The sequence below is a fragment of the Flavobacterium sp. FG68 genome (assembly GCF_057808895.1).
Window position 1 is genome coordinate 1 of record NZ_JBMDIY010000022.1, and the last position, 26,117, is coordinate 26,117.

24 protein-coding genes are annotated in these 26,117 nt (G+C 32.6%); 9 read left to right on the forward strand and 15 right to left on the reverse strand.

Annotated elements, in window-relative coordinates; all coding sequences use genetic code 11:
- The first annotated feature begins 195 nt into the window (after positions 1 to 195).
- Positions 196 to 2,991: an excinuclease ABC subunit UvrA gene (gene uvrA, locus ACODSB_RS14665; protein ID WP_488937601.1), complete on the forward strand. Its 2,796-nt coding sequence runs from the start codon at positions 196 to 198 to the stop codon at positions 2,989 to 2,991.
- A 90-nt stretch (positions 2,992 to 3,081) separates the two neighbouring features.
- Here uvrA and ACODSB_RS14670 read toward each other — a convergent pair whose 3' ends face one another.
- From ACODSB_RS14670 to ACODSB_RS14690, 5 genes are all read right to left on the reverse strand, one after another.
- A complete protein-coding gene (locus ACODSB_RS14670; protein ID WP_488937602.1) occupies positions 3,082 to 3,381 on the reverse strand; it encodes a DUF8108 domain-containing protein in 300 nt (99 codons plus the stop codon).
- 320 nt (positions 3,382 to 3,701) lie between these two features.
- On the reverse strand, positions 3,702 to 5,171 hold the full coding sequence (locus ACODSB_RS14675) for an oligosaccharide flippase family protein (RefSeq protein ID WP_053473711.1): 1,470 nt from the start codon (positions 5,169 to 5,171) through the stop codon (positions 3,702 to 3,704).
- Positions 5,172 to 5,246: 75 nt separating this feature from the next.
- Positions 5,247 to 6,530 carry a glycosyltransferase family 4 protein gene (locus ACODSB_RS14680; protein WP_488937603.1) on the reverse strand — a complete coding sequence of 428 codons (1,284 nt, stop codon included), beginning with the start codon at positions 6,528 to 6,530 and terminating at the stop codon, positions 5,247 to 5,249.
- A gap of 297 nt (positions 6,531 to 6,827) precedes the next feature.
- On the reverse strand, positions 6,828 to 9,290 hold the full coding sequence (locus ACODSB_RS14685; RefSeq protein ID WP_488937604.1) for a YfhO family protein: 2,463 nt from the start codon (positions 9,288 to 9,290) through the stop codon (positions 6,828 to 6,830).
- 51 nt (positions 9,291 to 9,341) lie between these two features.
- Positions 9,342 to 9,629, reverse strand: a complete 288-nt coding sequence (locus ACODSB_RS14690; protein ID WP_044048302.1) for a DUF4834 family protein — start codon at positions 9,627 to 9,629, stop codon at positions 9,342 to 9,344.
- 124 nt (positions 9,630 to 9,753) lie between these two features.
- Between ACODSB_RS14690 and ACODSB_RS14695 the strand changes: the two genes are divergently transcribed.
- Genes ACODSB_RS14695 through ACODSB_RS14705 form a run of 3 tightly spaced genes read left to right on the forward strand, consistent with a single transcriptional unit; the run spans position 9,754 to position 12,460 of the window.
- Complete coding sequence (locus ACODSB_RS14695; protein WP_180861364.1) at positions 9,754 to 10,725, forward strand: transporter; 972 nt, start codon at positions 9,754 to 9,756, stop codon at positions 10,723 to 10,725.
- A gap of 43 nt (positions 10,726 to 10,768) precedes the next feature.
- Entirely contained in the window at positions 10,769 to 11,887 is a 1,119-nt protein-coding gene (locus tag ACODSB_RS14700) for a GTP cyclohydrolase (protein WP_488937605.1), read from the forward strand.
- A gap of 30 nt (positions 11,888 to 11,917) precedes the next feature.
- Positions 11,918 to 12,460, forward strand: a complete 543-nt coding sequence (locus ACODSB_RS14705) for a hypothetical protein (RefSeq protein ID WP_488937606.1) — start codon at positions 11,918 to 11,920, stop codon at positions 12,458 to 12,460.
- A 73-nt stretch (positions 12,461 to 12,533) separates the two neighbouring features.
- Here the strand turns inward: ACODSB_RS14705 and ACODSB_RS14710 are convergent, their stop codons facing one another.
- Entirely contained in the window at positions 12,534 to 13,019 is a 486-nt protein-coding gene (locus ACODSB_RS14710) for a hypothetical protein (protein ID WP_180861370.1), read from the reverse strand.
- Between the two features lie 122 nt (positions 13,020 to 13,141).
- A complete protein-coding gene (capB, locus tag ACODSB_RS14715) occupies positions 13,142 to 14,401 on the reverse strand; it encodes a cysteate-C-fatty acyltransferase (RefSeq protein ID WP_053473718.1) in 1,260 nt (419 codons plus the stop codon).
- A 293-nt stretch (positions 14,402 to 14,694) separates the two neighbouring features.
- Between capB and nirK the strand changes: the two genes are divergently transcribed.
- Genes nirK through ACODSB_RS14730 form a run of 3 tightly spaced genes read left to right on the forward strand, consistent with a single transcriptional unit; the run spans position 14,695 to position 17,540 of the window.
- Positions 14,695 to 16,137 carry a copper-containing nitrite reductase gene (gene nirK, locus ACODSB_RS14720; protein ID WP_256634052.1) on the forward strand — a complete coding sequence of 481 codons (1,443 nt, stop codon included), beginning with the start codon at positions 14,695 to 14,697 and terminating at the stop codon, positions 16,135 to 16,137.
- 16 nt (positions 16,138 to 16,153) lie between these two features.
- Positions 16,154 to 16,936, forward strand: a complete 783-nt coding sequence (locus tag ACODSB_RS14725) for a formylglycine-generating enzyme family protein (RefSeq protein ID WP_488937607.1) — start codon at positions 16,154 to 16,156, stop codon at positions 16,934 to 16,936.
- A gap of 10 nt (positions 16,937 to 16,946) precedes the next feature.
- Positions 16,947 to 17,540, forward strand: coding sequence for an SCO family protein (locus ACODSB_RS14730; RefSeq protein ID WP_488937608.1), 594 nt, complete (start codon positions 16,947 to 16,949; stop codon positions 17,538 to 17,540).
- 41 nt (positions 17,541 to 17,581) lie between these two features.
- Here the strand turns inward: ACODSB_RS14730 and ACODSB_RS14735 are convergent, their stop codons facing one another.
- The 4 genes from ACODSB_RS14735 to ACODSB_RS14750 all read right to left on the reverse strand — a co-directional run bounded on the left by ACODSB_RS14735 (position 17,582) and on the right by ACODSB_RS14750 (position 20,876).
- A complete protein-coding gene (locus ACODSB_RS14735) occupies positions 17,582 to 18,724 on the reverse strand; it encodes a hypothetical protein (RefSeq protein ID WP_488937609.1) in 1,143 nt (380 codons plus the stop codon).
- A 319-nt stretch (positions 18,725 to 19,043) separates the two neighbouring features.
- Positions 19,044 to 19,766: an iron-sulfur cluster repair di-iron protein gene (gene ric, locus ACODSB_RS14740; protein WP_053473723.1), complete on the reverse strand. Its 723-nt coding sequence runs from the start codon at positions 19,764 to 19,766 to the stop codon at positions 19,044 to 19,046.
- 111 nt (positions 19,767 to 19,877) lie between these two features.
- Positions 19,878 to 20,402 carry an azurin gene (azu, locus tag ACODSB_RS14745; RefSeq protein ID WP_488937610.1) on the reverse strand — a complete coding sequence of 175 codons (525 nt, stop codon included), beginning with the start codon at positions 20,400 to 20,402 and terminating at the stop codon, positions 19,878 to 19,880.
- A gap of 24 nt (positions 20,403 to 20,426) precedes the next feature.
- Complete coding sequence (locus ACODSB_RS14750) at positions 20,427 to 20,876, reverse strand: RrF2 family transcriptional regulator (protein WP_073482666.1); 450 nt, start codon at positions 20,874 to 20,876, stop codon at positions 20,427 to 20,429.
- Between the two features lie 200 nt (positions 20,877 to 21,076).
- Here ACODSB_RS14750 and ACODSB_RS14755 point away from each other — a divergent pair, with 200 nt between their 5' ends.
- Together ACODSB_RS14755 and ACODSB_RS14760 are read left to right on the forward strand one after the other, a co-directional pair.
- Complete coding sequence (locus ACODSB_RS14755; protein ID WP_053473726.1) at positions 21,077 to 21,856, forward strand: NYN domain-containing protein; 780 nt, start codon at positions 21,077 to 21,079, stop codon at positions 21,854 to 21,856.
- A gap of 32 nt (positions 21,857 to 21,888) precedes the next feature.
- The gene (locus ACODSB_RS14760) at positions 21,889 to 23,403 is read left to right on the forward strand and encodes an FMN-binding glutamate synthase family protein (protein WP_053473727.1); all 1,515 of its coding nucleotides are present in this window, start codon (positions 21,889 to 21,891) and stop codon (positions 23,401 to 23,403) included.
- A gap of 53 nt (positions 23,404 to 23,456) precedes the next feature.
- On the opposite strand, the gene ACODSB_RS14765 is transcribed toward ACODSB_RS14760, so the two are convergent.
- From ACODSB_RS14765 to ACODSB_RS14780, 4 genes are all read right to left on the reverse strand, one after another.
- Positions 23,457 to 24,146: a hypothetical protein gene (locus ACODSB_RS14765; RefSeq protein ID WP_488937611.1), complete on the reverse strand. Its 690-nt coding sequence runs from the start codon at positions 24,144 to 24,146 to the stop codon at positions 23,457 to 23,459.
- A 2-nt stretch (positions 24,147 to 24,148) separates the two neighbouring features.
- Complete coding sequence (locus tag ACODSB_RS14770) at positions 24,149 to 24,925, reverse strand: hypothetical protein (protein ID WP_488937612.1); 777 nt, start codon at positions 24,923 to 24,925, stop codon at positions 24,149 to 24,151.
- Positions 24,926 to 25,068: 143 nt separating this feature from the next.
- Positions 25,069 to 25,500 carry a hypothetical protein gene (locus ACODSB_RS14775; protein ID WP_053473729.1) on the reverse strand — a complete coding sequence of 144 codons (432 nt, stop codon included), beginning with the start codon at positions 25,498 to 25,500 and terminating at the stop codon, positions 25,069 to 25,071.
- A gap of 208 nt (positions 25,501 to 25,708) precedes the next feature.
- On the reverse strand, positions 25,709 to 26,113 hold the full coding sequence (locus tag ACODSB_RS14780; RefSeq protein ID WP_488937613.1) for a hypothetical protein: 405 nt from the start codon (positions 26,111 to 26,113) through the stop codon (positions 25,709 to 25,711).
- Between the last annotated feature and the right edge of the window lie 4 nt (positions 26,114 to 26,117).

The following is a 26,117-nucleotide window of genomic DNA, read 5'->3' on the forward strand; positions in this document are numbered from 1 at the left end:
ATTTCTCAAAAATAATCAAACATAGCCCGTGGTTTCAACCACGGGAAACGGATTGTAACAAATACAAAATTTCCCCCACTTCTCTATTACACAAATTCCTCAAACCAAACATGGTAATTCTGTTAAGATTTGGAACAATATCCTTAACAAAACTCTATTCAAAATTGATTACTTTTGTAAAAATTGACTTTTTTTATGCAAATTGATCTTTCTACACTCGACCCGAAGCAAAATATTATAATAAAAGGCGCACAAGTACATAATTTAAAAAATGTAGATGTTGCCATTCCGAGAAATAAACTTGTTGTAATTACAGGACTTTCAGGATCAGGGAAATCAAGTTTAGCTTTTGATACTTTATATGCCGAAGGACAGCGCCGTTATGTTGAGAGTTTATCATCATACGCACGTCAGTTTTTGGGACGTTTAGACAAACCAAAAGTAGAATATATAAAAGGAATAGCGCCTGCAATTGCAATTGAGCAGAAAGTAAACACAACAAATGCTCGTTCGACTGTTGGAACTTCTACAGAAATCTACGATTATATTAAACTTTTATTCGCCCGAATTGGAAGAACCTATTCACCGGTTTCTGGGCAGGAAGTCAAAAAAAATACCGTTACAGATGTTGTTTCTGATGTAAAAACACTTGAAATCGACAGCCGATGGCTCTTGCTTGCCCCTATTCATTTAGAAGAAGGCCGTTTACTTGAAGACAAACTTAAAGTGCTTTTACAACAAGGTTTTGCCCGTATTTTAGTCGATAACGAAATGGTTCGTTTAGATGAATTTACACCAACAGAACTGCATAAACTGGACAATAAAGACATTTTATTAATTATTGACCGTATTGTAGTTAAGGAAGAGGAAGAATTTTACAATCGTCTTTCTGATGCCGTACAAACTGCATTTTTTGAAGGAAAAGGAATCTGTTACCTTCAGGAAGTTGGTTCAGAAAAAAGGTTTTCTTATTCTAACAATTTCGAATTAGACGGAATTACATTTTTAGAACCAAACGTACATTTATTCAGTTTTAATAATCCTTACGGAGCTTGTCCGGTTTGTGAAGGTTACGGAAATATTATTGGAATCGATGCTGATCTGGTTGTGCCGAATACTTCTTTATCTGTTTTTCAAAGTGCCATTTATCCTTGGCGCGGCGAAAGCATGAGCTGGTATAAAGATGAATTGGTAAAACACGCTTATAAATTTGATTTCCCAATTCACAAACCCTATTTTGAACTTTCAGAAGATCAAAAAGATTTAATCTGGAAAGGAAATCAATATTTTCAGGGTCTGAATGATTTCTTTAAAGAACTCGAAGAAAAAAATTATAAAATACAAAATCGTGTCATGCTTTCGCGTTACCGCGGAAAAACAAAATGTCACGCATGTCGTGGAAAACGTTTACGAGAAGAAGCTTCATACGTAAAAATCAATGGAAAAACGGTTTCAGATTTAGTTGATCTTCCAATTAGACATTTGGTTACTTTCTTTAAAAATATTGAACTGAATGTTTACGAACAGCAAATTGCTAAACGTTTGATGGTTGAAATCAATAATCGTTTGTCATTTTTGACAGAAGTTGGTTTAGATTATCTAACGTTAAACCGAAATTCGGCTACACTTTCCGGAGGAGAATCACAGCGTATTAATCTTGCTACTTCATTAGGAAGCAGTTTGGTTGGTTCGATGTATATTTTGGATGAGCCAAGTATTGGTCTACACCCAAAAGATTCAGAGCGATTGATTAAAGTTTTGCTTTCTCTTCGTGATTTAGGAAATACGGTTATTGTAGTGGAACACGACGAAGATATCATGAAAGCTGCAGACATGATTATTGATATTGGACCGGAAGCAGGAACTTTTGGAGGAAAACTAGTTGCGCAGGGAACTTATGCAGAGATTTTAAAATCAGATTCTCTTACTTCGAAATACCTGAATGGCGATTTAGAAATTTCTGTTCCAAAGAAAAGACGAAAATTCAAAAATCATATTGATATTATTGGTGCCAGAGAAAATAACCTTAAAAACATTAATGTTACTTTTCCTTTGGATGTCTTAACGGTCGTAACAGGAGTTTCCGGAAGTGGAAAAAGTACGCTGATTAAGAAAATTTTATTTCCTGCCATGCAGAAAAAACTGGAAAATGCTGCTGAGAAAGCGGGACAATTCAGTGAAATTTCAGGTTCTTTTTCTCAGATCAAACATATTGAATATGTAGACCAAAACCCGATTGGAAGAAGTTCGAGATCAAACCCTGTAACATACATAAAAGCGTATGATGATATTCGTGATTTGTATGCAAAAGAAAAATTATCGAAAATAAGAGGATATCAGGCCAAACATTTTTCTTTTAATGTTGATGGAGGCCGCTGCGAAACTTGTAAAGGAGAAGGCTCTATAAATGTCGAAATGGTCTTCATGGCCGATGTTTCGCTGCCTTGTGAAACCTGCAGTGGAAAACGATTTAAAAAAGAAATTCTCGAAGTTGCTTTTGATAATCAAAACATCAACGATATTCTAACCATGACGATTGATGATGCAATTGCTTTCTTCGAAAAAAATAAGCAGTCTAAAATCACTCAAAAATTACAGCCTCTGCAAGATGTTGGTTTAGGATATGTTCAATTGGGACAATCTTCTTCTACTCTTTCTGGTGGTGAAGCGCAGCGTATTAAGTTAGCTTCATTTTTAGTTAAAGGTGCAACAAAAGATAAAGCGCTATTTGTTTTTGATGAACCTACAACAGGGCTTCATTTTCATGACATTAAAAAATTATTGGCTTCATTTGATGCCTTAATCGAAAAAGGACATTCGATAATTGTAATTGAGCACAATTTAGATTTGATAAAATGTGCCGACTGGATTATTGATTTAGGCCCTGAAGGCGGTGAAAATGGAGGACATTTATTAGCCACAGGAACACCGGAAGATGTTGTTAAAATAAAAGAATCTGTTACAGGAATTTATTTAAAGGATAAATTATAAAACTTTAGCAGTTATTATAAAAAAAGTTAGCCATAAATTACATTCATCAAGATTGTAATTTATGGCTAAACTATTTTAAGCCGAAAATATTTATGCTACTAAGCATTTTTCTTCGAAAGGAAAACCATCTTCGTCAATGGCTACTAATACCTTTTTTTGTTTGGAAGCCTCGAATGTTAGATATAGCCAGGCAAATGACCATAATCCGAGGGTTAAACAAAAAATCATGAAATTTAAACTGTGGTTAACTACCTTTCCTCCTTTAGAAAGAACTGCAAAAAGTAATTCATCATTTCTCTCTTCTAGTGTAAATCCATTATGAACTTTGTTTGATATCATATTGGAAAACACCTGTACACTTTGTTCCTGACTTAGCTTATTGTTTTTCATAATCATTTGTTTGTCTGCATGTGATACTTAAATTTAACAATTTTGGATAGCTATTTAATTTAAAAAAAACATTAAGACACCACTTTTATTGCCTTTATGCAACTATTTATCATACTGTCAATGAAAGAGATGTAATAAAAATCTACATAAAATTAATCGTAATAAATTGAATTACAAAATAAAACGCATCATTTTTTTAAGATTTCCTTCACAATTTCAAGATGTTATATAAAAAAGTATCTTTTATTTTCGATAATGAAAAAATAATACCCTTAAATAATGAAGTTAGGAATTAAGCTATATAAGAATAATGGAAGTTGTTAAATCTTTATCCCAATTTTTCTGAAAATATTATCAATAACCTTATTAATATCCGGAGAGATATTAAATTTATAATTTAGATAAACATATAGAATTGTTACCAAAATTGATTTTAAGGCAATGCTGATAAGCTGGTAAAATGGAAATTCCCAAAAATAGAAAACTAAAAACAATACAAACGTAAGCAGCATTGAAGAAAGCGTTTCTTTTGTAAAAGGATATAAATGAAGTTTCTTGACAACAAAAAGCAGCTTAGCCAAACTGTATAATGTGATAGACAGTAAAGTGGCAAACGCTGATCCGAAGATTCCAAAAATTGGAATAAAGATCATATTTAAAACTACAGTCAACACAACCAGCATTAATCCTAAATACAATACCATTCGGTAATATTTAGTATTAAAAATAATTGCATTGTTGTTTCCTAAAATCAAATCGAAATATTTAGACAAACCAATCATAAATACAACTGCAATTCCGCCGCTGTATTCTTTTGGAACTAATTCGTACAATTGATTAATATTTACAAATATGCAGAGCATTACAAAACCACCCACAATCTGCAGATTAATAGAAGTCTTTTTATAAAGATCATTCAATTCGTCATGCTTATTTTCATGCATTAATTTTGCCGTAATGGGATATACAATCTGGTGCATCGCACGACTCGGAACTGAAATTACCAAAGCAATATAAGTAGCAACAGAATAGAAGGCAATATTTTCAATCTGCATATATTGATTTAATATCATTTTATCACCATCCAAAAGCAAATTGGCCACGCTTCCGGATAAAATAATATAAAAAGTATATACTAAGATATCTTTTGTATTGGTTGGTATTGTAAACTGAAAAGTTGGTTTTTGAATACTAAATGCGTATAACATGGTGATCAGGAACGCTAAAAAATACAAAATTGCTGTTGCGTACACAAAACCTTCTACGCTAAGCCAATTGTAATAAACACCTATTAATAGAAATAATGAAAATAATCTTAAACCGACTTCCTTAACAAAATTTCCAAAAACTGAATGCATATTTACTCGCAGCCAGGCATAAAAAATTTCAAAATAGGCCATACACAATCCTATAAATGGTATTAGCCAGATGTAACTTTTTACAATCGCATTCTTTTTTGAAACAAAAAATAAAATCTCATCATAAAAAACAAGTCCAATCAGTAAAAGTGGAATTATTAATAGCAGAGGAAATAAAACCGTAAAAGATAAAAAACGGGATTTTTCCTCGTCGGTTTGATATTGTGAATAGAATTTAACCAAGGTATTTTGCATCCCAATCGCAAATAAAGGCATAATCACATTGGCACAAGACGTCACATAATTAGTTAAACCATAAAAAGTTGCGCCCAGAAAAACAGGATATAAATAAAGTGTATTAATGGCTCCAATTCCAAAGCCAATGTATGTTATTATAGTGTTTTTAAAAGACTGGTTTAAGACAATACCCATTTTTTGATTGCAGAGTTTAGATTGTAGAGTTTAGATTTTTGATTTTCTGCTCTCCTTTTGTTTTTGAAATTGTTATTAATTGATCAATTGTACTAATTGCTTAGTAAGGTTTTTTCGTGAATATTGCTGTAAACCAACACCATTAGCTTGTAATTTTCCTTCTAAAAATTGATTATAAAAGTCCAAAATTACACTTTTTAGCTTCGCTTTTTCTGAATAATCAAAAAATACACCTGTATTGGTTTCTTTTATAATATCGGCAAAATCAGAACCTTGCGGCCCAATAGCAATAATTGGACGATTTGAGACCATATATTCAAACAATTTTCCCGGAATAATACTTTTGGTATCTTCAGAGTTTATTTCGATTAAAAGTAAAACCTGAGACTTTTTTTGATGGGCTATAGCTTCATTATGCGAAACATATCCTAATAGGTTCAAATAATCGTTTAGCTTAAATTCCTGAATAGAATCTAAAACTTCCTGACTTACGGCACCAATTAATTTAATTTCTAAATGCGTTTTTAAACCCGGAATTTCCTGAAGTAATTCAACCAGACATTCCCATAAAAATTTTGGATTTCTGTCTGATAAAAACGAACCAATATGAGCAAGTGAAAACTTAGTATCTAAAGTTTGTTTCTCAACGTTCTCAATATCGTAACCGTTTGTAATTACTGAAATTGGCTTATTGGTGATAGCCTGAAATTCGGCTTTTGTAGTTTTACTTGTTACAATTATAGTATCAGCAGAATTGAGAACTTTGCGCTCTAAACTTTTATGTTTTTTAGCAGCATAACTGGATAAACGCAACGCTTTATGGTAACCAATCGTTGTCCACGGATCACGAAAATCTGCAAACCATTTTACATTTAATTTTTCTTTTAATTCTAAACCAATTAAATGTAAACTGTGCGGCGGACCCGACGTTACGATTGTATCAATATTATTTTCTTTGATGTATTTTTCAAGATAAGAAACAGAAGGTTTTACCCAAAAAACTCTTGCATCCGGAATAAATAAATTGCCGCGCACCCAAAGAAAAGCTTTATCTAAAAAGGTTTGCTTTTTTTTATGTGGAAAAATCCCTGAACTGATTTTCTTGGTTTTGTTTTTTGAAAAAACAGAAGCTAATTGGTAAGGCTCCCAAATTTTATTTTTAAGAACTATTACTTTATCTGATATTTCGCTTACCAAGCCTTCGTCAACAATTGGGTAAGTTGGATTTTCTGGAACATAAACAATGGGCTGAACACCAAAGTCTGGCAGATATTTTACAAATTTCAGCCAGCGCTGTACTCCCGGCCCACCCGCTGGAGGAAAGTAATAGGTTATAATTAAGAGCTTTTTTTGTTCCAAGGAAAATCGTTTATTATTTTAAAGTGCAAAGATAAAGTTTATTTCAAAGCTAATTTCTTGTATACTTTATATATAATATAAATTAAAAATAAGCAGTTTAAGAAAATCCAAAAATTATAAAAACACCAGACAATTTTATATTCAGTTTTCATGCTTGAAAAACTAAAATATTCTCCTTGACTTTCATTATAAAAGTCATCATATCCCATCATGTAAATCCCGCAAAAAACAAATACGAATAAATCAAAAACGGCAAAGACAACTATTTTTAGAACTTTTGAAATTAGCATCTAAAAGCTAGACTTTAAATTCACTCTTATTTGTACTATGTTTTTTTCGCTCGAAATAGATTCCGCCAATCAAAAGCACAAACATTCCAATTGAACTTATAAGGTTAATTGTACCACCCGTTTTAATAACCTGTGGTTCAAACTTAAATTCTATAGTATGTTTTCCGCCAGGAATTTCCATTGCTCTTAAAACATAATCAACTGGGAAATGATCTGTCAATTTTCCGTCTATATAAGCATTCCAGCCATTTTTATAATAGATTTCAGAGAAAACAGCTAAACCATCTTTTCCATTATTCGATTGATATTTAATGTAATTTGGCTTGTATTGAACTACTTTTATGGTTCCGGTTGTATCCCATTGTTTTTTCATACGGGCATTTTGGAATTTACTTTCATGCTCATGAACGTTAAAAACCGCCACTTTTTTAGTATCGATATGATCTAATGCTTTCATTACATCATCTGGTTTATTTACAAGCTTAACAGTCTCTACAAACCAAGCATTTCCATTTGCATCAGGATTAACTGCTGGTATAGGTGCACCTGTACTATCTGCCTGAATTACATACCTAACATTCAACATATTAAGCACTTCAAGATTCATGTTTTTTGATTTATTACCAATTTGGTAATCAAACAATTGCTGCATTCTTCTTGGTTTTGCAGCGTGATATCCTCCAATAGAATGGTGAAAATAAGAAGCTGTCGCACTTGACATATTTCCATCTATATCAAAAACTCTGTAATGCGTTGTATCTTTTAAAATTTGAGCATCGGCTGGAGTTTCCTGAAAAGGAGCAGCAATCTGAACCGGGCTGACAAAATCCTTTGCTGAAACGTATTTTTTATCTACAAAAAACAAATCAAAAATCATCAAAAGAGCAACGATGACTAGAGTTGTTGTCTGCGAAAATTTATTTTTTATAAATAACCATAAAACTCCAAACGTTACTACGATAAAGAATCCTGAACGCAGCAAATCTGCAGAATAAAGACTTTTTCTATCTTCTATTAAAACATCAACAAATTCTTGTCCATACATCTGAAGAAAATAGTTATCACTGCTTCCTGAAAAATGGAAGAAACCTTTAGCAATTACTAAAATTAATATAACTCCCAATCCAAAAACTCCAGTTTGCACAAGCGCTTTTTGCTGTAATTTAGGTTCATCTTTTGCTTTAAAAAACGACTGAATTCCCATCACGGCTAAAACTGGCATACATAACTCTAAGATTACCTGAATAGATGATACAGCTCTAAACTTATCATACATTGGCACATAATCAATAAAGAAATCTGTCAAAAGAGAGAAATTTTTTCCCCACGAAAGTACAAGTGAAAATAATGCTCCTGAAAGAAAAACATATTTAATTTTTCGGTCATCAATAAATAAAGCTAAGACTGCCAAAAAGAATACTACAATTCCAATATATGCCGGAGCAGCAACAATTGGCTGATCTCCCCAATAAGTTGGCATTGCTGACACAAAATCTTCTGCCTTAGAAGGTTCTACATTATGATCAGTCATAAAGGTATACATACTGCTGTCTTTACCTATATTTTCATGATTTGACCCTCCAAAAAGTCTTGGAGCAATCAGATTGAAACTTTCGGCTATTCCGTAACTGTATTCCGTAATATATTCACGGCTTAACGCATTTTCATTTTCCTTTTTAGTTCCGTCAGGATTAAAAGTTAATTCGCTGTTGCTTCGTGTACTAAACTTGGCATATTCACTTGTTGCCAATAAATTTCCTGCATTAGCGCCAATTGCAAAAATTCCGGCTACAGCCAAAGTTCCAATGGCAATTAAAAGCGGTTTGTATTCTTTCTCTTTTATAAAAGTAAAAGCAAAATAACCTGAAAGTATCAATAAGAAAATTAATAAATAATAGGTCATTTGAAAGTGGTTGGCATTAACCTCTAACGCCACCGCAAACATGGTGAGCAAACCTCCCCAAATATATTTTTTCTGAAAAACGAGTATAAATCCGGCAATAACCAGTGGCATATAAGCAATTGCATGCGCTTTTGCATTATGTCCAACGCCAAGAATAACAATTAAATAAGTAGAAAAACCAAACGCAATCGCTCCGATAAAAGCTTTTAAAGGATCTGTTTTTAAAACTAATAACAAACCATAAAACCCTAAAAAGTATAGAAATAAATAATCAGCCGGACGTGGTAAAAAACGTAAAACATCATCTATTTTACCCACAAAATCGTTTGGATAATTTGCTCCTAATTGATAAGTCGGCATTCCGCCAAAAGCAGAGTTTGTCCAATAAGGCTCTGTATGTTCTGCTGCTCTAAAGTCATTTTGCTCTTTGGCCATTCCGGTGTATTGAGCAATATCTGACTGGAAAATTTGTTTTCCCTGCAAAACAGGATAAAAGTAAATTAAGGAAACAAGAATAAAGCCCAGAATTACAAGGGCGTGCGGATAGAATTTATTTACTATTTTCAATTTTGGCTGGTTTGGTTAAATGATGAATCCTAATACTACAAGGATACAAACTTAATCTATTTCTTCGTAATCAACATAATCGCCCACCTTTTTGGTCTCGCGAGGCTTTTTGGCATTAGCAGTATTAATGATTATTTCGTCATTATTGTTATTACGAGTTTGCTGCCAGGAATTATCCTGACTGTATTGTTGTTGTCTCTGAAAATTTTCTCCTGCTTTCTCTACCGCTTTTTTAACCAATACCGGCAAAAAGATTCGGGCCAAAAATTTAAAAATATAATAAAACGCAATAATCCACATTATCGTTTTAAACAAATTTGTAAAAGATGCTTCTTGCATGATCATATAATTTTTTTCCAAAATTAGTAAATCCGTTGTTTAAAATTAAAATATCAATCTTAAATAAATAATAAAATATAGTACATTTGAAATGCGTTATAGCTTTTAATCAAAAAATACATTTATGTTGAAAATTAAAAACTTACTCTTTGCGTTTCTTTTTTTAGTACCACAATTTTTCTTCGCACAATATACTGATGTGATTAATTCGAACCGTCCGGGCGAAACAATGTCGGCTTATGCGGTTGGAAAATCAGTAATTCAGGGCGAAATTGGCGTTTATGGTATTAAAGAAAAACACGACTTATTAGATTATGACGCTACCGGTTTTGGTACCGATTTAACTGTTAGATATGGTGCTTTTTTGGAACAGCTTGAATTTATTTTAGATGTTCAGTATCAAATGGAAAACTTTGACACTCCGTACACCAGCTATAAAAAAAACAACTTCAGACAGACCGTTTTAGGAGCTAAATACCTAATTTACGATCCTTATAAAAACTATAAAAAAGAAGCTAATATTTATAGTTATAAAGCGAATCACAGTTTTCAATGGCGCGAATTAATTCCGGCTGTTTCTATTTTTGCCGGAGCGAATTTTGTTGGTGCCGATAATCCGTATTATTTTTCTCCAAATGGAGATATTTCTCCAAAAGTTGCTTTAGTAACTCAAAACTTATTTGGCGGCGGAAGATGGGTTTTTGTAACCAATATTATTGCAGATTATATTGGGACAGATTATCCAAGTTATGGTTATGTTTTAACCTTAACACACGGATTTAATGACAAATGGTCTGGATTTGTTGAAAATCAAGGATACAAAAGCGATTTTTACAGTGATGCCATTGTGCGTGGCGGTGCTGCATACCTTTTATCTTCAAATATGCAGGTTGATGCTTCTATAAGTACTAATTTCAAAAACACGCCTTCTATTTTATATGGAGGAGTTGGTTTCTCCTGGAGATATGACGGATGGTACAAGGAAAAACAAATTGCGAATAAGAACAAAGAGAAAGCAAAGAAAAACTCTGATAATAAAGAAGAAAAAGTAGATTATCAGGAAAAAGAAAGAAAACGTAAAGCTAAATACGAATAAATTTAATAATCAAACCTTTAAAAAAGGAGTTAATACGACCTTAATGATTACAATCAAAGAAGCCAAAACTAAAAAAGAACTAACCGAATATATAAAATTTCCGTTCTCACTTTATAAAGATAATCCGTATTGGATTCCTCCTATTATTGCTGATGAATTAGAGTCTTTTGATAAAACTAAAAATCCTGCGTTTGATAATGCAGAAGCTTATTTTTATCTGGCTTACAAAGGCAATGAAATTGTTGGACGAATTACGGCTATTATAAACTGGGCAGAAGTAAATAATCAGCATAAAAGAAAGGTTCGTTTTGGGTGGTTTGATGTTATTGATGATATCGAGGTTACTAAAGCACTTCTTGAAAAAGTTTATGAATTAGGCAGAAAACATAACTTAGAACATGCCGAAGGCCCTATGGGCTTTTCTAACTTAGATAAAGTTGGCGTTCTTACAGAAGGTTATGATCAAATAGGGACTATGATTACCTGGTACAATAATCCTTATTATGTTACTCATTTTGAACAATTAGGTTTTCAAATTGAGAAAGAATATATCGAAAGCATTTTCCCTTTTTCAAATGTAAAGCCTGAATTTTTCCTAAAAGCTCAGGAATTAATCAAAAAGCGTTACGGACTTAGAGCATTAACTTTCACGAAAACAAAAGACATAATGCCGCACGTGGACAAAATGTTTGATTTGTTTAATGAATCTTATGCTAAACTGGCTTCTTTCGTGGCTATTTCAGATGTTCAAAAAGAATATTTTAAAAAGAAATACATCAGCTTTATCAATCCTGAATATATAAAGTTTGTAGTAGATAAAGAGGATAATTTAATTGCTTTTAGTATTGTAATGCCAAGTTTTTCAGAAGCATTGCAAAAAGCCAAAGGAAAACTTTTCCCATTTGGTTTTCTCCATCTTTTAAAGGCAAGAAAGAAAAGTAAAGATGTTGTTTTTTATCTTATCGGAGTTCATCCCGATTATCAAAATAAAGGCGTTACAGCGATTATTTTTGATGAATATTTTAAAACTTTTTCTGAAAAAGGAATTCAAAATTGCATCAGAACGCCTGAATTAGCTGAAAACACAGCGATTCATTTGCTTTGGAAAAACTTTGATCCGAAAATTCACTGTCAGAGAAAGACTTATTTGAAGTATTTATAAGTTTTCAGTCGCAGTTTTCAGTTTTCATAAATGAAAAAACTCAGTATAATATTGGCGTTATTAATTTCACTTTCATTTACAAAAGATGACAGCGATATTTTATATCAAAATTATGTTAGAGCAATAAATAACGGCGGTACTTTTCAATTTTTCTTGGTAGTTAAGATAAAAAACCTGAATACTAATAAAGTTAGAGAAATCTGCACTAAAGCCAATTTTCTGCAAGGAGCAATACATAGAGAATATAATATTGACTATGATGAAAGAGGAATAATTAAAGCCTATCAAACCGCTATAAAAAACAAGAATAGGTATTTTGAATTCAAGAATGACAGCGCAATAGCAAACCTTGGAATTGAAGATTATTCTGAAAATGATTTAAAGAAATTGCAATCAAGAATTAATTTTAATTTGCTAACTCAAAAAATTAAGAAGAATCAAAAATGGTCTTCATATCTTGATCACAAAGAATTAAAAATGTATGCACATGCTTTATTTAACCTGGGAATGTTAACTGGCGAAAATAGTTGTTTTGGAGGTACGTTGATTTATATAAGTCCAAAGAGTAATTAACTTTTTAAAATAAAACATAAAAAAATCCATTCGCCCCCAAAACGAATGGATTTTTTACTTTAATAACAATTCATTAATCCACTTTGCAATCTATTTTGGTCAGCGTATTTTTCTGATCAAATTTTAGTTTTGTTTTATCTTTAAATGATACTTTGTCATTAGCTTGTACAACATCTCCGTATCCTTCAATAAGAGTTCCGTCTTTTTGTAAAAAAACAACTTCTCGTACTGATGAAGTCCCTTCAGAATTAAAAGTGTAATCGGCAACTATAGTATCACCTTTCATATTTCCAATCAGTGTTCCTTCATTTTTATCTTTTCCTGCCAGGTTATAGCTTAATTTCCCATTTACTTCCTGATGAGAATTTACATTAAAACTAAGTTCAATTACGCTTCCATTTGCTCTCCATGCATAACATTGATCTCCTGCTGGTTCTACAATTTCAGCCTCTTTTGGCGGGCTTGGTGTAATTTGTACTGGCTCTGTAGTAGTCGTTTCTTTTTTACAGGAAATTAGAACTGTCAAAATAAGGGTTGCTATTGCTAATACTTTTTTCATAATGCTGAGTTTTTTATTTTGTGATTTATGAATTAAAATTACTTTAAATAAAAAAAATCCATTCGTATAACAAATGGATTTTTTTACATAATTTCCACTTAAGGAAATCTATTTTAAATTAATTACGAAACGTCAACTGTTGTACGTTCTGCAATTTCTTTATAAGTTCCGTTAACTAATTTCTCACGAATCGCTTCAAAAGCAGTTAATGTTTCTTCAATATCTGATAAAGTATGAGAAGCTGTCGGGATCATTCTTAATAAAATAATTCCTTTTGGAATAACCGGATAAACAACAATAGAAAGGAAAATACCGTAGTTTTCTCTTAAATCGTTTACCATTACCATTGCTTCAGGAATACTTCCTTCTAAGTAAACCGGAGTAATACAAGTATTAGTATCTCCAATATTGAATCCTTTTTCTTTAAGACCGCTTTGTAATGCATTTACATTTTCCCAAAGTTTATCTTTAATAGAAGATGAATTACGCAATAACTCTAAACGCTTCAAAGAACCAATTGTCTGGATCATTGGCAATGCTTTTGCAAACATTTGCGAACGTAAGTTGTATTTTAAGTAATCAATAACTGTTTTATCTGCAGCCACAAAAGCTCCAATATTTGCCATTGATTTTGCAAAAGTCGAGAAGTAAACATCAATATCGTCCTGAACTCCCTGCTCCTCACCTGCTCCGGCACCTGTTTTACCAAGTGTACCAAAACCGTGTGCATCATCAACTAATAAACGGAAATTGTATTTTTGCTTCATAGCAACAATTTCTTTCAGTTTACCTTGTTGTCCGCGCATTCCAAAAACACCTTCGGTAATAAATAAAATACCTCCGCCTGTTTCTTCGGCCATTTTAGTAGCACGCTGCAGGTTTTTCTCCATACTTTCAAGATCATTGTGTTTGTAAGTAAAACGTTTACCCATGTGCAAACGAACACCATCAATAATACAAGCATGTGAATCTACATCATAAACAATGATATCATTTTTTGTAACCAAGGCATCAATAATAGATACCATTCCCTGATAACCAAAATTCAATAAATAAGCAGATTCTTTCATAACGAAAGAAGCCAGTTCATTTTCTAATTGCTCATGATAAGTTGTGTGTCCAGACATCATACGAGCTCCCATAGGGTATGCAGCGCCATATTGAGCCGCAGCATCCGTATCTGCTTTACGAACTTCTGGATGATTAGCTAATCCTAAATAATCATTTAAACTCCAGTTTAAAATATTTTTTCCATGAAACGTCATTCTAGGACCCAACTCTCCTTCTAACTTTGGGAAAACGTAATAACCTTCTGCCTGAGAAGCCCATTTTCCTAAAGGTCCTTTATTGTCCTGAATTCTTTCGAATAAATCTTTTACCATAAATATATTTTGAAGTAATAATTTTATTTATACAGGTCGCAAAAATAATGATTATTATTCTAAAATGGAGTTGAGCATTTGTTTTTATTAAAAAAATATCAAAATATTAATTTACAAAAAATTTACACATACTTAAAGAATTGAATTTAAAACAGTTAACTGTAATAAAAGTGTACACAATAATTTAATATAAAGGTTTTATTAGTAAGTATTTCATGACTTTTATCATGATAAAAGATAAAATAGTCTTTTATTTTTACTCCTGATTTAAAACTAAATAAAACCAAAACCTTATGAAAAAGAAAAATGACATTTCGATTAAAATGAACATGTTGTTATGCTTACTTTTTACGATTTTATTAGGAAGTTGTAAAAAAGAAGAATCAGTAAACTATACTGATATAATGACCGAAGGAGAAATGAATGCTGAACTTACAGCCCCTCCAATGGTTCCAAAACCTGTTGGAAACAGAACTGCCATGAAACTCAAATTAAACATGGAAATCAAAGAGCAGGAAGGCACAATGACTGATGGTGTAAAATATACGTATTGGACATTTGGAGGCTCTGTGCCGGGAAGTTTCATCAGAACGCGTGTGGGTGATGAAGTAGAATTTCATTTAAAAAACCATCCGGATAATAAACTGCCGCATAATATTGATTTACACGCTGTAACCGGACCTGGCGGCGGGGCGACTTCTTCACTTGTTGCTCCCGGACATGAAAAAGTTTTCAGCTTTAAGGTGATCAATCCGGGACTGTATGTATATCATTGTGCAACAGCGCCTGTTGGAATGCACATTGCAAATGGTATGTATGGTTTGATTTTGGTTGAACCAGAAGGCGGACTTCCTCCTGTTGATAAGGAATATTATGTGATGCAGGGCGATTTTTATACGCAGGGCGAATATGGCGCAAAAGGCCTGCAGCCATTTGACATGAATAAAGCCGTAAAAGAAACACCTGATTATGTTGTATTTAATGGAAAAGTAGGTTCGCTTACAAACGGAAATGAGTTAACAGCAAAAGTGGGAGAAACGGTACGCTTATTTGTGGGGAACGGCGGTCCAAACTTAGTATCGTCTTTTCATGTTATTGGAGAAATATTTGATCACGTTCATGTCGAAGGCGGGACTGTAATTAATAAAAACGTTCAAACAACTTTGATTCCGGCCGGAGGCGCTGCAATTGTCGATTTTAAGGTAGAAACTCCGGGAACTTTTATTCTGGTTGACCATTCTATTTTTAGAGCCTTTAATAAAGGAGCTTTAGGAATGTTGAAAGTAGAAGGAAAAGAAAATAAAAACATTTATTCTGGAACGATTCAGGAAGGAATTTATCTGCCAGAAGGCGGAACCATTCAAAAAATGCCTGAAAATGCAACTGCAAAAACTGCAACACCTAAACGAACTGCCGAAGAGAGAATAAAAATTGGAAAACAAATTTTTGGCACCACTTGTTTCGCTTGTCACCAATCTGAAGGGCAGGGAATTCCAAATACCTTTCCTCCTCTTGCAAAATCAGATTATTTAAATGCTGATTCTAAACGTGCTATTAAAACAATTTTACACGGTTTAACCGGAGAAGTAAGCGTGAACGGAAAAAAATACAATAATGTAATGCCGGCTCAAAATTTATCTGATGATGAAATAGCTAATGTGCTTACGTATATCTATAACAGCTGGGGAAATAATAAAACAGAAGTTACTCCGGAAATGGTAAAAGCACTGCGATAACAATCAAAAATAAAGCATGAAAAAATTTATTTTCATTCTTACCTTTTTCCTGATGTTTACAGGCGTAACAATAGCGCAGGAAATTGGAATGGCTCTGATAAAAGAGGGACGTTTTGTTCCTCTTTACGGAGCCTCATCTAAAAAACCCGTGTTTGTAAACTCTTTTTATTTAGACATTTATCCTGTTACCAATGCTGAGTTTTTGAATTTCATCAAAAAAAATCCAACATATAGCAAATCGAAAATCAAGGGGATTTTTGCCGATAAAACGTATTTGTCTTACTGGGAAAATGATTTTGATTTTGGCAGTTCAAAATCAAATTCGCCTATAACTGCTGTTTCCTGGTTTGCTGCAAAAAAATACTGCGAATGTCAGGGAAAACGTTTGCCCACAATGGATGAATGGGAATATGCAGCGATGGCCGATGCAAAAACAGTGGATGCCAGAATCAAAAAAGAATTCAATAATTACATTTTATCCTGGTACGAAAAGTCGAAAACGTATGAAAATGAAGTAGGAAAAACGTTTAAAAATTATTGGGGAGTTTATGATATGCATGGTTTGGTTTGGGAATGGACTTCTGACTTTAACAGCATTTTTTTATCCGGAGAATCGAGAAAGGATAAAAGTAGCGATAAAAATTTATTCTGTGGAAGCGCTTCTGTAAATGCATCCGATTTAATGGATTATGCAGCATTTATGCGCTACGCTTTTAGAGGAAGTCTTAAAGCGCAATATTCAACCCGAAATCTTGGTTTTAGATGCGCCAGTTCAACAAAACCAAAAGTTAATCTTTAAATTAATTTCAATGAAAAAAACAATAATTGCGGTTTTCATTCTTCTGTTTTCTTTGCAGAGCTGTAAAGAAAATAAAAAGGATACTGCAGTAACAAAAAAGGAAATAAGTGATTTATCCATCTATAATCTTCCTTCAAAATGGACGACTCAAAACGGAAACGATATTGAACTAAAAAGCCTGAGAGGAAATGTGCTGGTTATGGTAATGATTTACACAAGCTGTAAAGCCGCCTGCCCCAGATTAGTTGCAGACATGCGAGATATTGAAGCAAAACTCAATAAAAACACCAAACAAAATGTAAAACTTATTTTAGTAAGTATTGATCCTAAAACAGATACGCCCGAAAGATTAAAAACTTTTGCAATTGCTAATAAAATGAATCAGGAACCGTGGCTTTTTCTTCGTTCATCTGATGAAAACACACGCGAATTTGCAGCAGTTTTGGCCGTTAATTATAAACAAATATCTCCTGTAGATTTTTCGCATTCTAATATTATAAGCGTTTTTAATCCCGAAGGAGAGTTAGTTTTTCAGCAGGAAGGTTTAGGTGTAAACAATGAAAAAACAATTGAAACTATAAATAAAGAAGCAGAGAAGATTTAAAATTTTGAATAGGTTGATTAGTGAAAAAACAAGAGAAGATTTTAGGAATGGATCGACTCTTGTTTTTTGTTTATAGCAGATGCCGTAATCAATATTAATCCTAAAACCAGCAATAAACTAAAACCAAATATACTTTGGAAATAACCTAAAATTGTTCCCTTATTGAAAAGGAAAAATCCTCCTTGTAAAAACAATAAAACTTCTGTCCCAACATATCCAAAAATAAAACATTTCACTCCCATTTTTAAAGATAAAGAATCACTCGAAAGCATTTTATTCTGAAGTAATATTCCAAACACAAATCCAGTAATAATTCCTAAACTGGTTAAATGAATAAATCCAATTACAAAATTCCTGACTTGGTGTGAAATTGTTTCAATATTTGGGAAGATAATCAGCAATTGAATTCCTATTTTTAAAAATAAAGAACATAATGCTAAACCGTAAAACTTTTTAGCCTCTTTATTTAAATTAGCTTTAAAATCGCTTATTTGAGGCCTGAGCATTTTATAGAAATAAATAAAAGCTGTTAGCTGCAATACAACTCCAAAGGTATTTATCCAGCTTAAAACATTGCACTCAACAAACCAGCGTATGGGAAATGAAACCGTTAAAATTGTTGAAACAATCAAAATAATATAGAATTTTCTAAAGTCGGTTTCTTCAATTTTATGCTGAAATTGTTTTAAAAACAAAGCTAAAACCGCCAATAAAAACCAACCATTAAACTGAAAATGCAGAAAAAATTGAATCGCAATTTGATAAAAGGCGCTTTGTTTTCCTAATGTGCTTACTGCAGGACCCAAACACCAAACTCCTAAAGTAGAAAAAACCATAAATAAAACAGAAACACTTAAAAGTCTTTGTGAAGACGTTTTTTGTTTTGGAAGATCTTTCCAAATTAATCGGCAGAAAAGATAACTCAGCAAAATGTGCATTGTCGAAAATGCAATAGAAAAGAGCCCATAACCCTCAAAAGGAAAAGCAAGCATCATTCCTATTACAGAAAGTTCTGTTAACCAAAACAATCTATTATATACAGGTTTCCGGCTTTTTTGTTTCGGAATAAAAAAATGAATTACCAAGACATAAATAATCATGTAAACCCAGCCTAGCATAGCAGCATGAGAATGCGCATGAAGTATAAAACTGTAGTTTATAAAATTTAAAGGAAAAAGAAACATAAACCGTATTAATAACCCAAATGCGGAAGCTATTAAAAAATTAAAGAAACAACAGATTATCCAGGTTTTTCGGAAATTCATAACGCATATTTTTTTAAACACATAGAAACATAGATTTTACAAGCTTAAAAAGGCATTTCATTTGCATAAACAAACATAGCTATGTGTAAAAATCTAGATTTTTTAAATTCTCTTTTTATAATTCTTCTAAAACCTATGTTTCTATGTGTTTAATTTTTTTAAGTTCATTCTAATAAAAAACACCGATAATGCTCCATAACTAGAATTTATCAGTGTTTTTCTCTAGTTAAAATTATAGTTAAGCAAATTCCTCTTCCAGCGCAACCGCTTTTGGAAACAAAATATTATTCTCTAAATGAATGTGTTTATGTAAATCTTCTTCAAACTCATTAAGCATTGCATAAGTCACTTTATAAGTTGTACATGCATCAGCCGGAGGCGTATAATTATTAGTCAGCTCAGCAATTTCTCTAAAACGGTCGCCTTCATTTTCATGTTCGTGCATCATCATGGCGATTGGATTTGAAACCGTTCCGAAAGAAGGCTGCGATAAAACTCCGTTAGCCTCTTTCGTTTTTACCATTCTTTTTACAAAAGGAAATAAAACCAGTTCTTCCTTTTTCATGTGCTGCGCCAATTCTCCTGCACATCCAATAAACAATTCATTTATTTTAAATAATTCAGGATGATTTGAACCGTGAACGCTGCATAATTTATCCAGAAAACTCAACAGAACTTGTGTTTTATCTTCCACATAACGGTGATGCGTTTTTTCTATATAATCTACCAATAAATCTAAAGGCCAGGAATTAAAATCGATGCCGTTGCTATTTTCAGACTGCAAAACATCATAAATGCTTTGAAGCAATGCATCAGAATTAATTTCTTCCTTTTCACAAACTTCAGAAACGGTTCTGTTTCCTTTACAGCAAAAATCTATTTTATATTTAGAAAATACAGCCGCAGTTCTATAATCCTGAGCCACAAATGAACCGATTGTTTTGTTTTTTAAATTTTCCATTTTTCGTAAAAATTAATATTAATATATTTCTATTTTTAATAAAAGATAAAATTATCTTTTATTAGTATTTAAAAAAACTCCAAACCAAAATCAGGCTTGGAGTTTTATGATTTATTCTACAATTAATACACCTTTCATCATAGCCACGTGACCAGGAAAAGTACATAAAAAGTTATAGGTTCCTTTTTTATCAATTGTAAATTCGATAGTATCTTCTTCACCTCCGCCCAATAATTTTGTGTGGGCAACGATTGAAGCTTTTTCAGAAGTTGGAATATAATCTGTAGCTTTTGCTTCGATCGCTTTTGCAGCAAAAGCACTTTCATCTGTTCCTTGCTGAAGGATTACCAAGTTATGTCCCATTGCTTCTTTTGGAATTTTACCAACGTGTTTTAAAGTAAGTTTGATCGGTTTTCCTGCAACTGCTTTTAGTTCGGTTTTATTAAACTGCATTTGGTCATTTCCTTCAATAACCAAAACATTTTCAACGCCTGCTTCTGGTTTTACACCTTCATCTGATGTTGTTTCATTTATTTCTGTAGATTCATCGGCAGGAGCTGCTTCTTTCTTTCCGCAAGAAGTTATTGCTAAAAATCCCATTAGCATTACCATCGAAATTGTGACTTTTTTATTCATTACTGTATATTTAAATTATAAGATTTATTCGGTTTTATTAAAGATTTTTAAATAATAATCCCCAGCATTTACGCCAAGTGCCAGCTCTTCTAAAGTAGTATTAGTAAGCATTGCCAAAAGCAGCTCGCGTATTTTTTTAAATTGATTGTGCACAGGGCAAGGATGAATTTCTGAACACTCTTTCAGGCCAATTCCGCAGCCTTTATAAATAGTATTTCCGTCAATTGCATCAACAATCTGAATTAATTTTATTGATTTTAATGCTTCTTTCGAAACCTCAAAACCTCCTCCTACTCCTTTTGCTGAATAGATGATTCCGTTTTTGGTTAAAATCTGCATAATTTTGGCTGTAAAAGGTTCCGGTGAATCAATTTCTTTGGCAACATCTTTTATTCCAACCCTAATTCCTTCTGAAGATTTGGTTGCTATAAAAATAGAAGCCCTAATTCCGTACTCACATGCTTTTGAAAACATATACTGATTGATTAATTTCTTACAAATATATTTAAATCCTCTATAAAAGACAAATTTATCCTTAATTAATTTTTCTAACAGAAACCTTATTTATAACCAAAATAATTAACACGGTCAAAAACACTTATTCACCAACAAATTCACCTAAAAACGAATTTTAATTTTAACTTTGATTGTACTTAATTTCTAATATCTAAAAAATGCCTGTAAGCAACTCAAAAGAATTAAAATTAGCTGTTCTTATTGACGCCGATAATGTGCCCTACAGCAATGTAAAAGGGATGATGGAAGAAATTGCAAAGTTTGGAACTCCAACAACAAAACGTATTTATGCAGACTGGACCAAGCCAAATGCAAACGGATGGAAAGCAGTTTTATTAGAGCATGCCATTACTCCCATTCAGCAATATAGTTATACAGTTGGGAAAAATTCTTCAGATTCGGCATTGATTATCGATGCAATGGATTTACTTTATTCGGGGAAATTAGATGGTTTTTGTATTGTTTCCAGCGACAGCGATTTTACCCGTTTGGCGATTCGACTTCGTGAATCTGGGATGAAAGTAATTGGCATTGGTGAAAAGAAAACCCCAAGTTCTTTTATCGTTGCCTGCGACAGGTTTATTTATATTGAGGTTCTGGACGGTGCCATTCAAAAGAAAAAACCAAAAGCAACCGCAGCAGATACCAAAAAACCTGTAGAAAAACCTGCTGAGAAAGCACTTCACAAAGTTGACAAACAAACCATTGAACTTATTGAAGCTACAATTGAAGATATTGAAGATGATGACGGCTGGGCATTTCTTGGCGATGTGGGCAATTTGATTGTAAAGAAAAAACCAGAATTTGACCCACGAAATTATGGTTATTCTAAGCTTACGCCAATGCTGAAATCATTAACGGATATTTTGGAAATCGACGAAAGAGAATCGGATAAAAAAGGCATTAAACACGTCTATGTTCGATTACGGTACAACTAATTAAATTATTACCTTATTACTATTATTTAAACATGAGAAAAAAATTCTTTATTTACGGATTCTTATTGTTTCTAATTGTTCTTGCAATTTATCATTACACAGGTCGAGGTTATCTACTTGTTTTTATTATCCCAATTTTATTGATTATTGGAGCTTATAATGCTTCTCAAAAAAAACATGCCATTTTAAGAAACTTTCCGGTTTTGGGTTATTTCAGGTATTTATTTGAAATGATTGCCCCGGAAATTCAGCAGTATTTCATCGAAAGATCTACAGATGGAAAACCTTTTTCACGAAACCAGCGCTCACTTGTTTATCAAAGAGCAAAAAATATTGATTCGAGTACGCCTTTTGGAACACAGCAAAACTTAAATACGGAAACTTATGAAGGTATCAAGCATTCTATTTTTCCGGCAAAAGTAAATGAAGAATTACCTCGTGTTTTAGTGGGCGGAAAAGATTGCAAACAGCCTTATTTAGCTTCTTTATTTAATGTTTCGGCCATGAGTTTTGGTTCATTAAGCGAAAATGCGGTTCGTGCCATAAATATTGGTGCTAAAAAAGGAAACTTTTACCAAAATACAGGTGAAGGTGGTTTAACTGAATTTCATCTTGCCGGCGGCGGAGATATTACGTGGCAGATAGGAACCGGATATTTTGGATGCCGTGATGCCGAAGGAAATTTCAGCCCTGAAAAATTCTCGGAAAAAGCCAATCTTCCAAACGTTAAAATGATTGAAATTAAACTTTCGCAAGGCGCAAAACCAGGACATGGCGGTGTGCTTCCGGCGGCAAAAAATACAGAGCAAATTGCTAAGATTAGAGGTGTTGAACCGCACACAATGATTCTTTCTCCTCCCGGACACCATGCTTTTTCTGATTCTAAAGGGCTTTTGCATTTTGTGAAACAATTACGTGATTTATCAAATGGAAAACCTATTGGTTTTAAATTATGTATAGGAAACACGGCTGAATTTGAAGCAATATGCCACGAAATGATCGCCGAAGATATTTACCCAGATTTCATTACTGTTGATGGTGCCGAAGGTGGAACCGGAGCTGCTCCGTTAGAATTTGCAGATGGCGTAGGAATGCCTTTTGAACCGGCTCTTATTTTCGTAAACAAAACATTAATTGGTTTAAATATTCGCGACAAAATACGCATTATTGGAAGTGGAAAAATTATTTCTGGATATTCTATTTTGCACGCCGTTGCTTTAGGCGCAGATATGTGTAACAGCGCACGTGGTTTCATGTTCTCTTTAGGCTGTATTCAGGCTTTACGCTGTCATAATAATGAATGCCCAACGGGAGTTGCCACTCAAAATAAAATGCTGATGAAAGGTTTGGTTGTAACCGATAAATCAGATCGTGTTTATCATTTTCATAAAAACACACTTCATTCTGCAAACGAACTTTTGGCTGCAGCCGGAAAAACATCTTTTGCAGATGTAGATATTAATATCTTTATGCGTGGTGATGAATTTACCAATTTATCAGAATTGTATTTCCCTGATAATTTGACAAACGTTACGAAACGTAATTAAAATTAAAAAAGCCTCTTTGTAAATTCAAAGAGGCTTTTTTAATTTTAAGAAGTTTATTTCTTCTCTTTCATATTTTGAGAAAAGAATTCAATAGCGCGTCCTTTTAATTTATCAAGAGGAAGTTTATTGCTTTCAAATTCGTAGAAATTAAGATATCCGTCATTTTTAAAACATAAAGCATAACCATTATATCTTTTACTTTCTTTGGTTATTTTATATGATATTGCCTTAACGTCTCCAATAGTATTTTCTACTTTAAACTTTTGCAGATTAGCACTGTTTTTTAATGTTTTAAAACTTGGTTCTATTTCTGCCTTCGATTCAAAATCATGAATAAAAACATTTAGGTTATCCGGCGATTTAAACGCCATTCGCAAGGAATCATCGTGTTTGTTTTGAAGATAAAAATCCTTTGGTATTTTTATCTGAGTATCTAATGCAATGTATATTAGTGAATCTTTCTCCAGTTTTTGAATACCGTAATTATCTTTTTGCAAAGCCGATAAACTATCTAAAGTTTCATAATTAGAATATAATATAGCATTTGACATTTTCCTTTGCATTTCCTGATGCTGTCTAAAATTCTCTTTCATGGCTTCCTGAGAATTTCGAAAACTTTCCATTACAGGATCATTTTCATAACGGGGTTTATTCATGTTGGAACAAGTATACAACAATCTTCCGCCCAAAATTATAACCGATAAAACACTTAATACGGTTCGCCAGGTTGATCTGTCATCCATGATTATTTCAGGTCTTTTTCAGTCAAAATAATATCATTTACCAGATTTCCTTTAGCATCCTGATATAGATATTTTATTGTCGTAATGTTATAACGCTGTATAGAACCCAGAATGGTTTTTAAATCACTGCTTCTTAAAATACTTTCTTTCATTAAAACCTTTGCTCCTTCCCCTTTAAGCAATTCAGAATATTTTTTTGGCACTTCTATTTTATAAACCAATTCATTTTTATCGCTAATTTCAATTTTTATTATTTTTGTTCCGTCTTCATTAACAATTGGCATATTTTGGTTCATTATGGCCAACATTTGCTGCATCTCTGGATTCATGCCAGAACTTGAAAGTTCTTTTCTGTCTACAACAGGAGTGTTATTTTTGCTTAAAATTTTATTTAACTCCTTTTCATCCACTTTCAATTCAGCAAGTATAGTACTGTTATTGGCTAAAAAGAACATTTCAAATGTTACTCCTTCTCTAATTAGTTCCATTGAAGCTCTATCACTTTTCAGCATTTCACCAAGTAAAGCCGGGAACATTTGGTTGTAAATAGATTTACTCGATTCGTTTTGTTCTAAATTAGTATCAATTCTTATTTCAACTTTATTTTCATTTAAAAATGCTTTTGCACTTGCGCTGCTGATAATATCATTGTGAAAAAGTGCACTCGAATTATTAAACGTATTAACGTATTCCTGAATTTTTTGCTTGGTATTTTTACAGCTTACTAAAAACAAAGCAATAGCAATCGTGCATGAGATTTGGGTAATTTTTTTGATCATAGTTTTATAGGTTTTATTAGGTAGACTTTTACACAAACATAACTTAATGCTAGAATTAATCCAACAAAAATTATTATTCTTAACGAAAAGAAAATAGCCTCTCTGATTTACAAAGAGGCTATTTTCAATACTTTAATTTTAACTTAAAGTTTGGCTGTTTCTTTATTTCCTTCTGCAGTTCCTTCTAAAACCGCTAATTCTTCTTTATCAACTGTTCTTTTAGCTAAAATAATATTATTATAGGCCAAAAAGTAAACATCAAACTTTACACCTTCGCCTATTAACTCTGTAGAAATTTGATCATTCTTAATCATTTCTTTTAGCAAATCCGGAAATGAATCGGCTGCAGCCTGCTTATTGGCTTCATCACCTTCTAAGTTGGTTTCAATTCTAATTTCAATTTTATTATCATTTAAAAATGCTTTCGCAGAAGTACTGGTAATCCCGTTACCTTTTATGGAAGATGAGTTGTTGTAGGTACTTACATGTTCCTGAATTTTTTGCTTGGTATTTTTACAACTTACCAGCAATAATGCAATTGCAAAAGCAAATGCGATTTGGGTAATTTTTTTCATAATTTTTTAGGTTTTTGGTTTATTTTTAACTCAAACATAATGAAATTATAACACAAAAACAAAACGAAGTCGCAAAATATTAAAATGTAACTATTTAACTACAAATAGGTTATCGCGACGAAAGAATGAAAAGAATTAACTTAATAACTAAAAAAAATCCTCTTTAAAATTGTTTAAAGAGGATTTGATAAATGTTATAATCTGAATATTATTTTAGTAATTCAGCCAAAGATTCTTTGTTGATTATTTGTTTTACAAAAACCGTATTATCATCGGCTAAAAAATAAGCATCAAACTGAATACCTTCTTCAACCAGTTCTTTAGGAATTTGATCTTTATTGATCATTTCTTTCAACAGTTTTGGAAACGATGATTCTGCTTTTGCTTTATTCGCTGCGTTTTGCTCCAAATTAGTTTCAAACCGCAATTCGATTTTATCATCATTAATATAACCTCTTGCCGTTGTAAGCGTAACATCTTCAGCCTTAAAATTTGCAGCTGTACTGTTATAAGTCGTTACATATTCCTGAAGTTTTTGTTTTGCGTTTTTACAGCTTACAAGCGTCAAAATCATCATAACCACACACAAAATCTGGCTTACTTTCCTAATCATAATT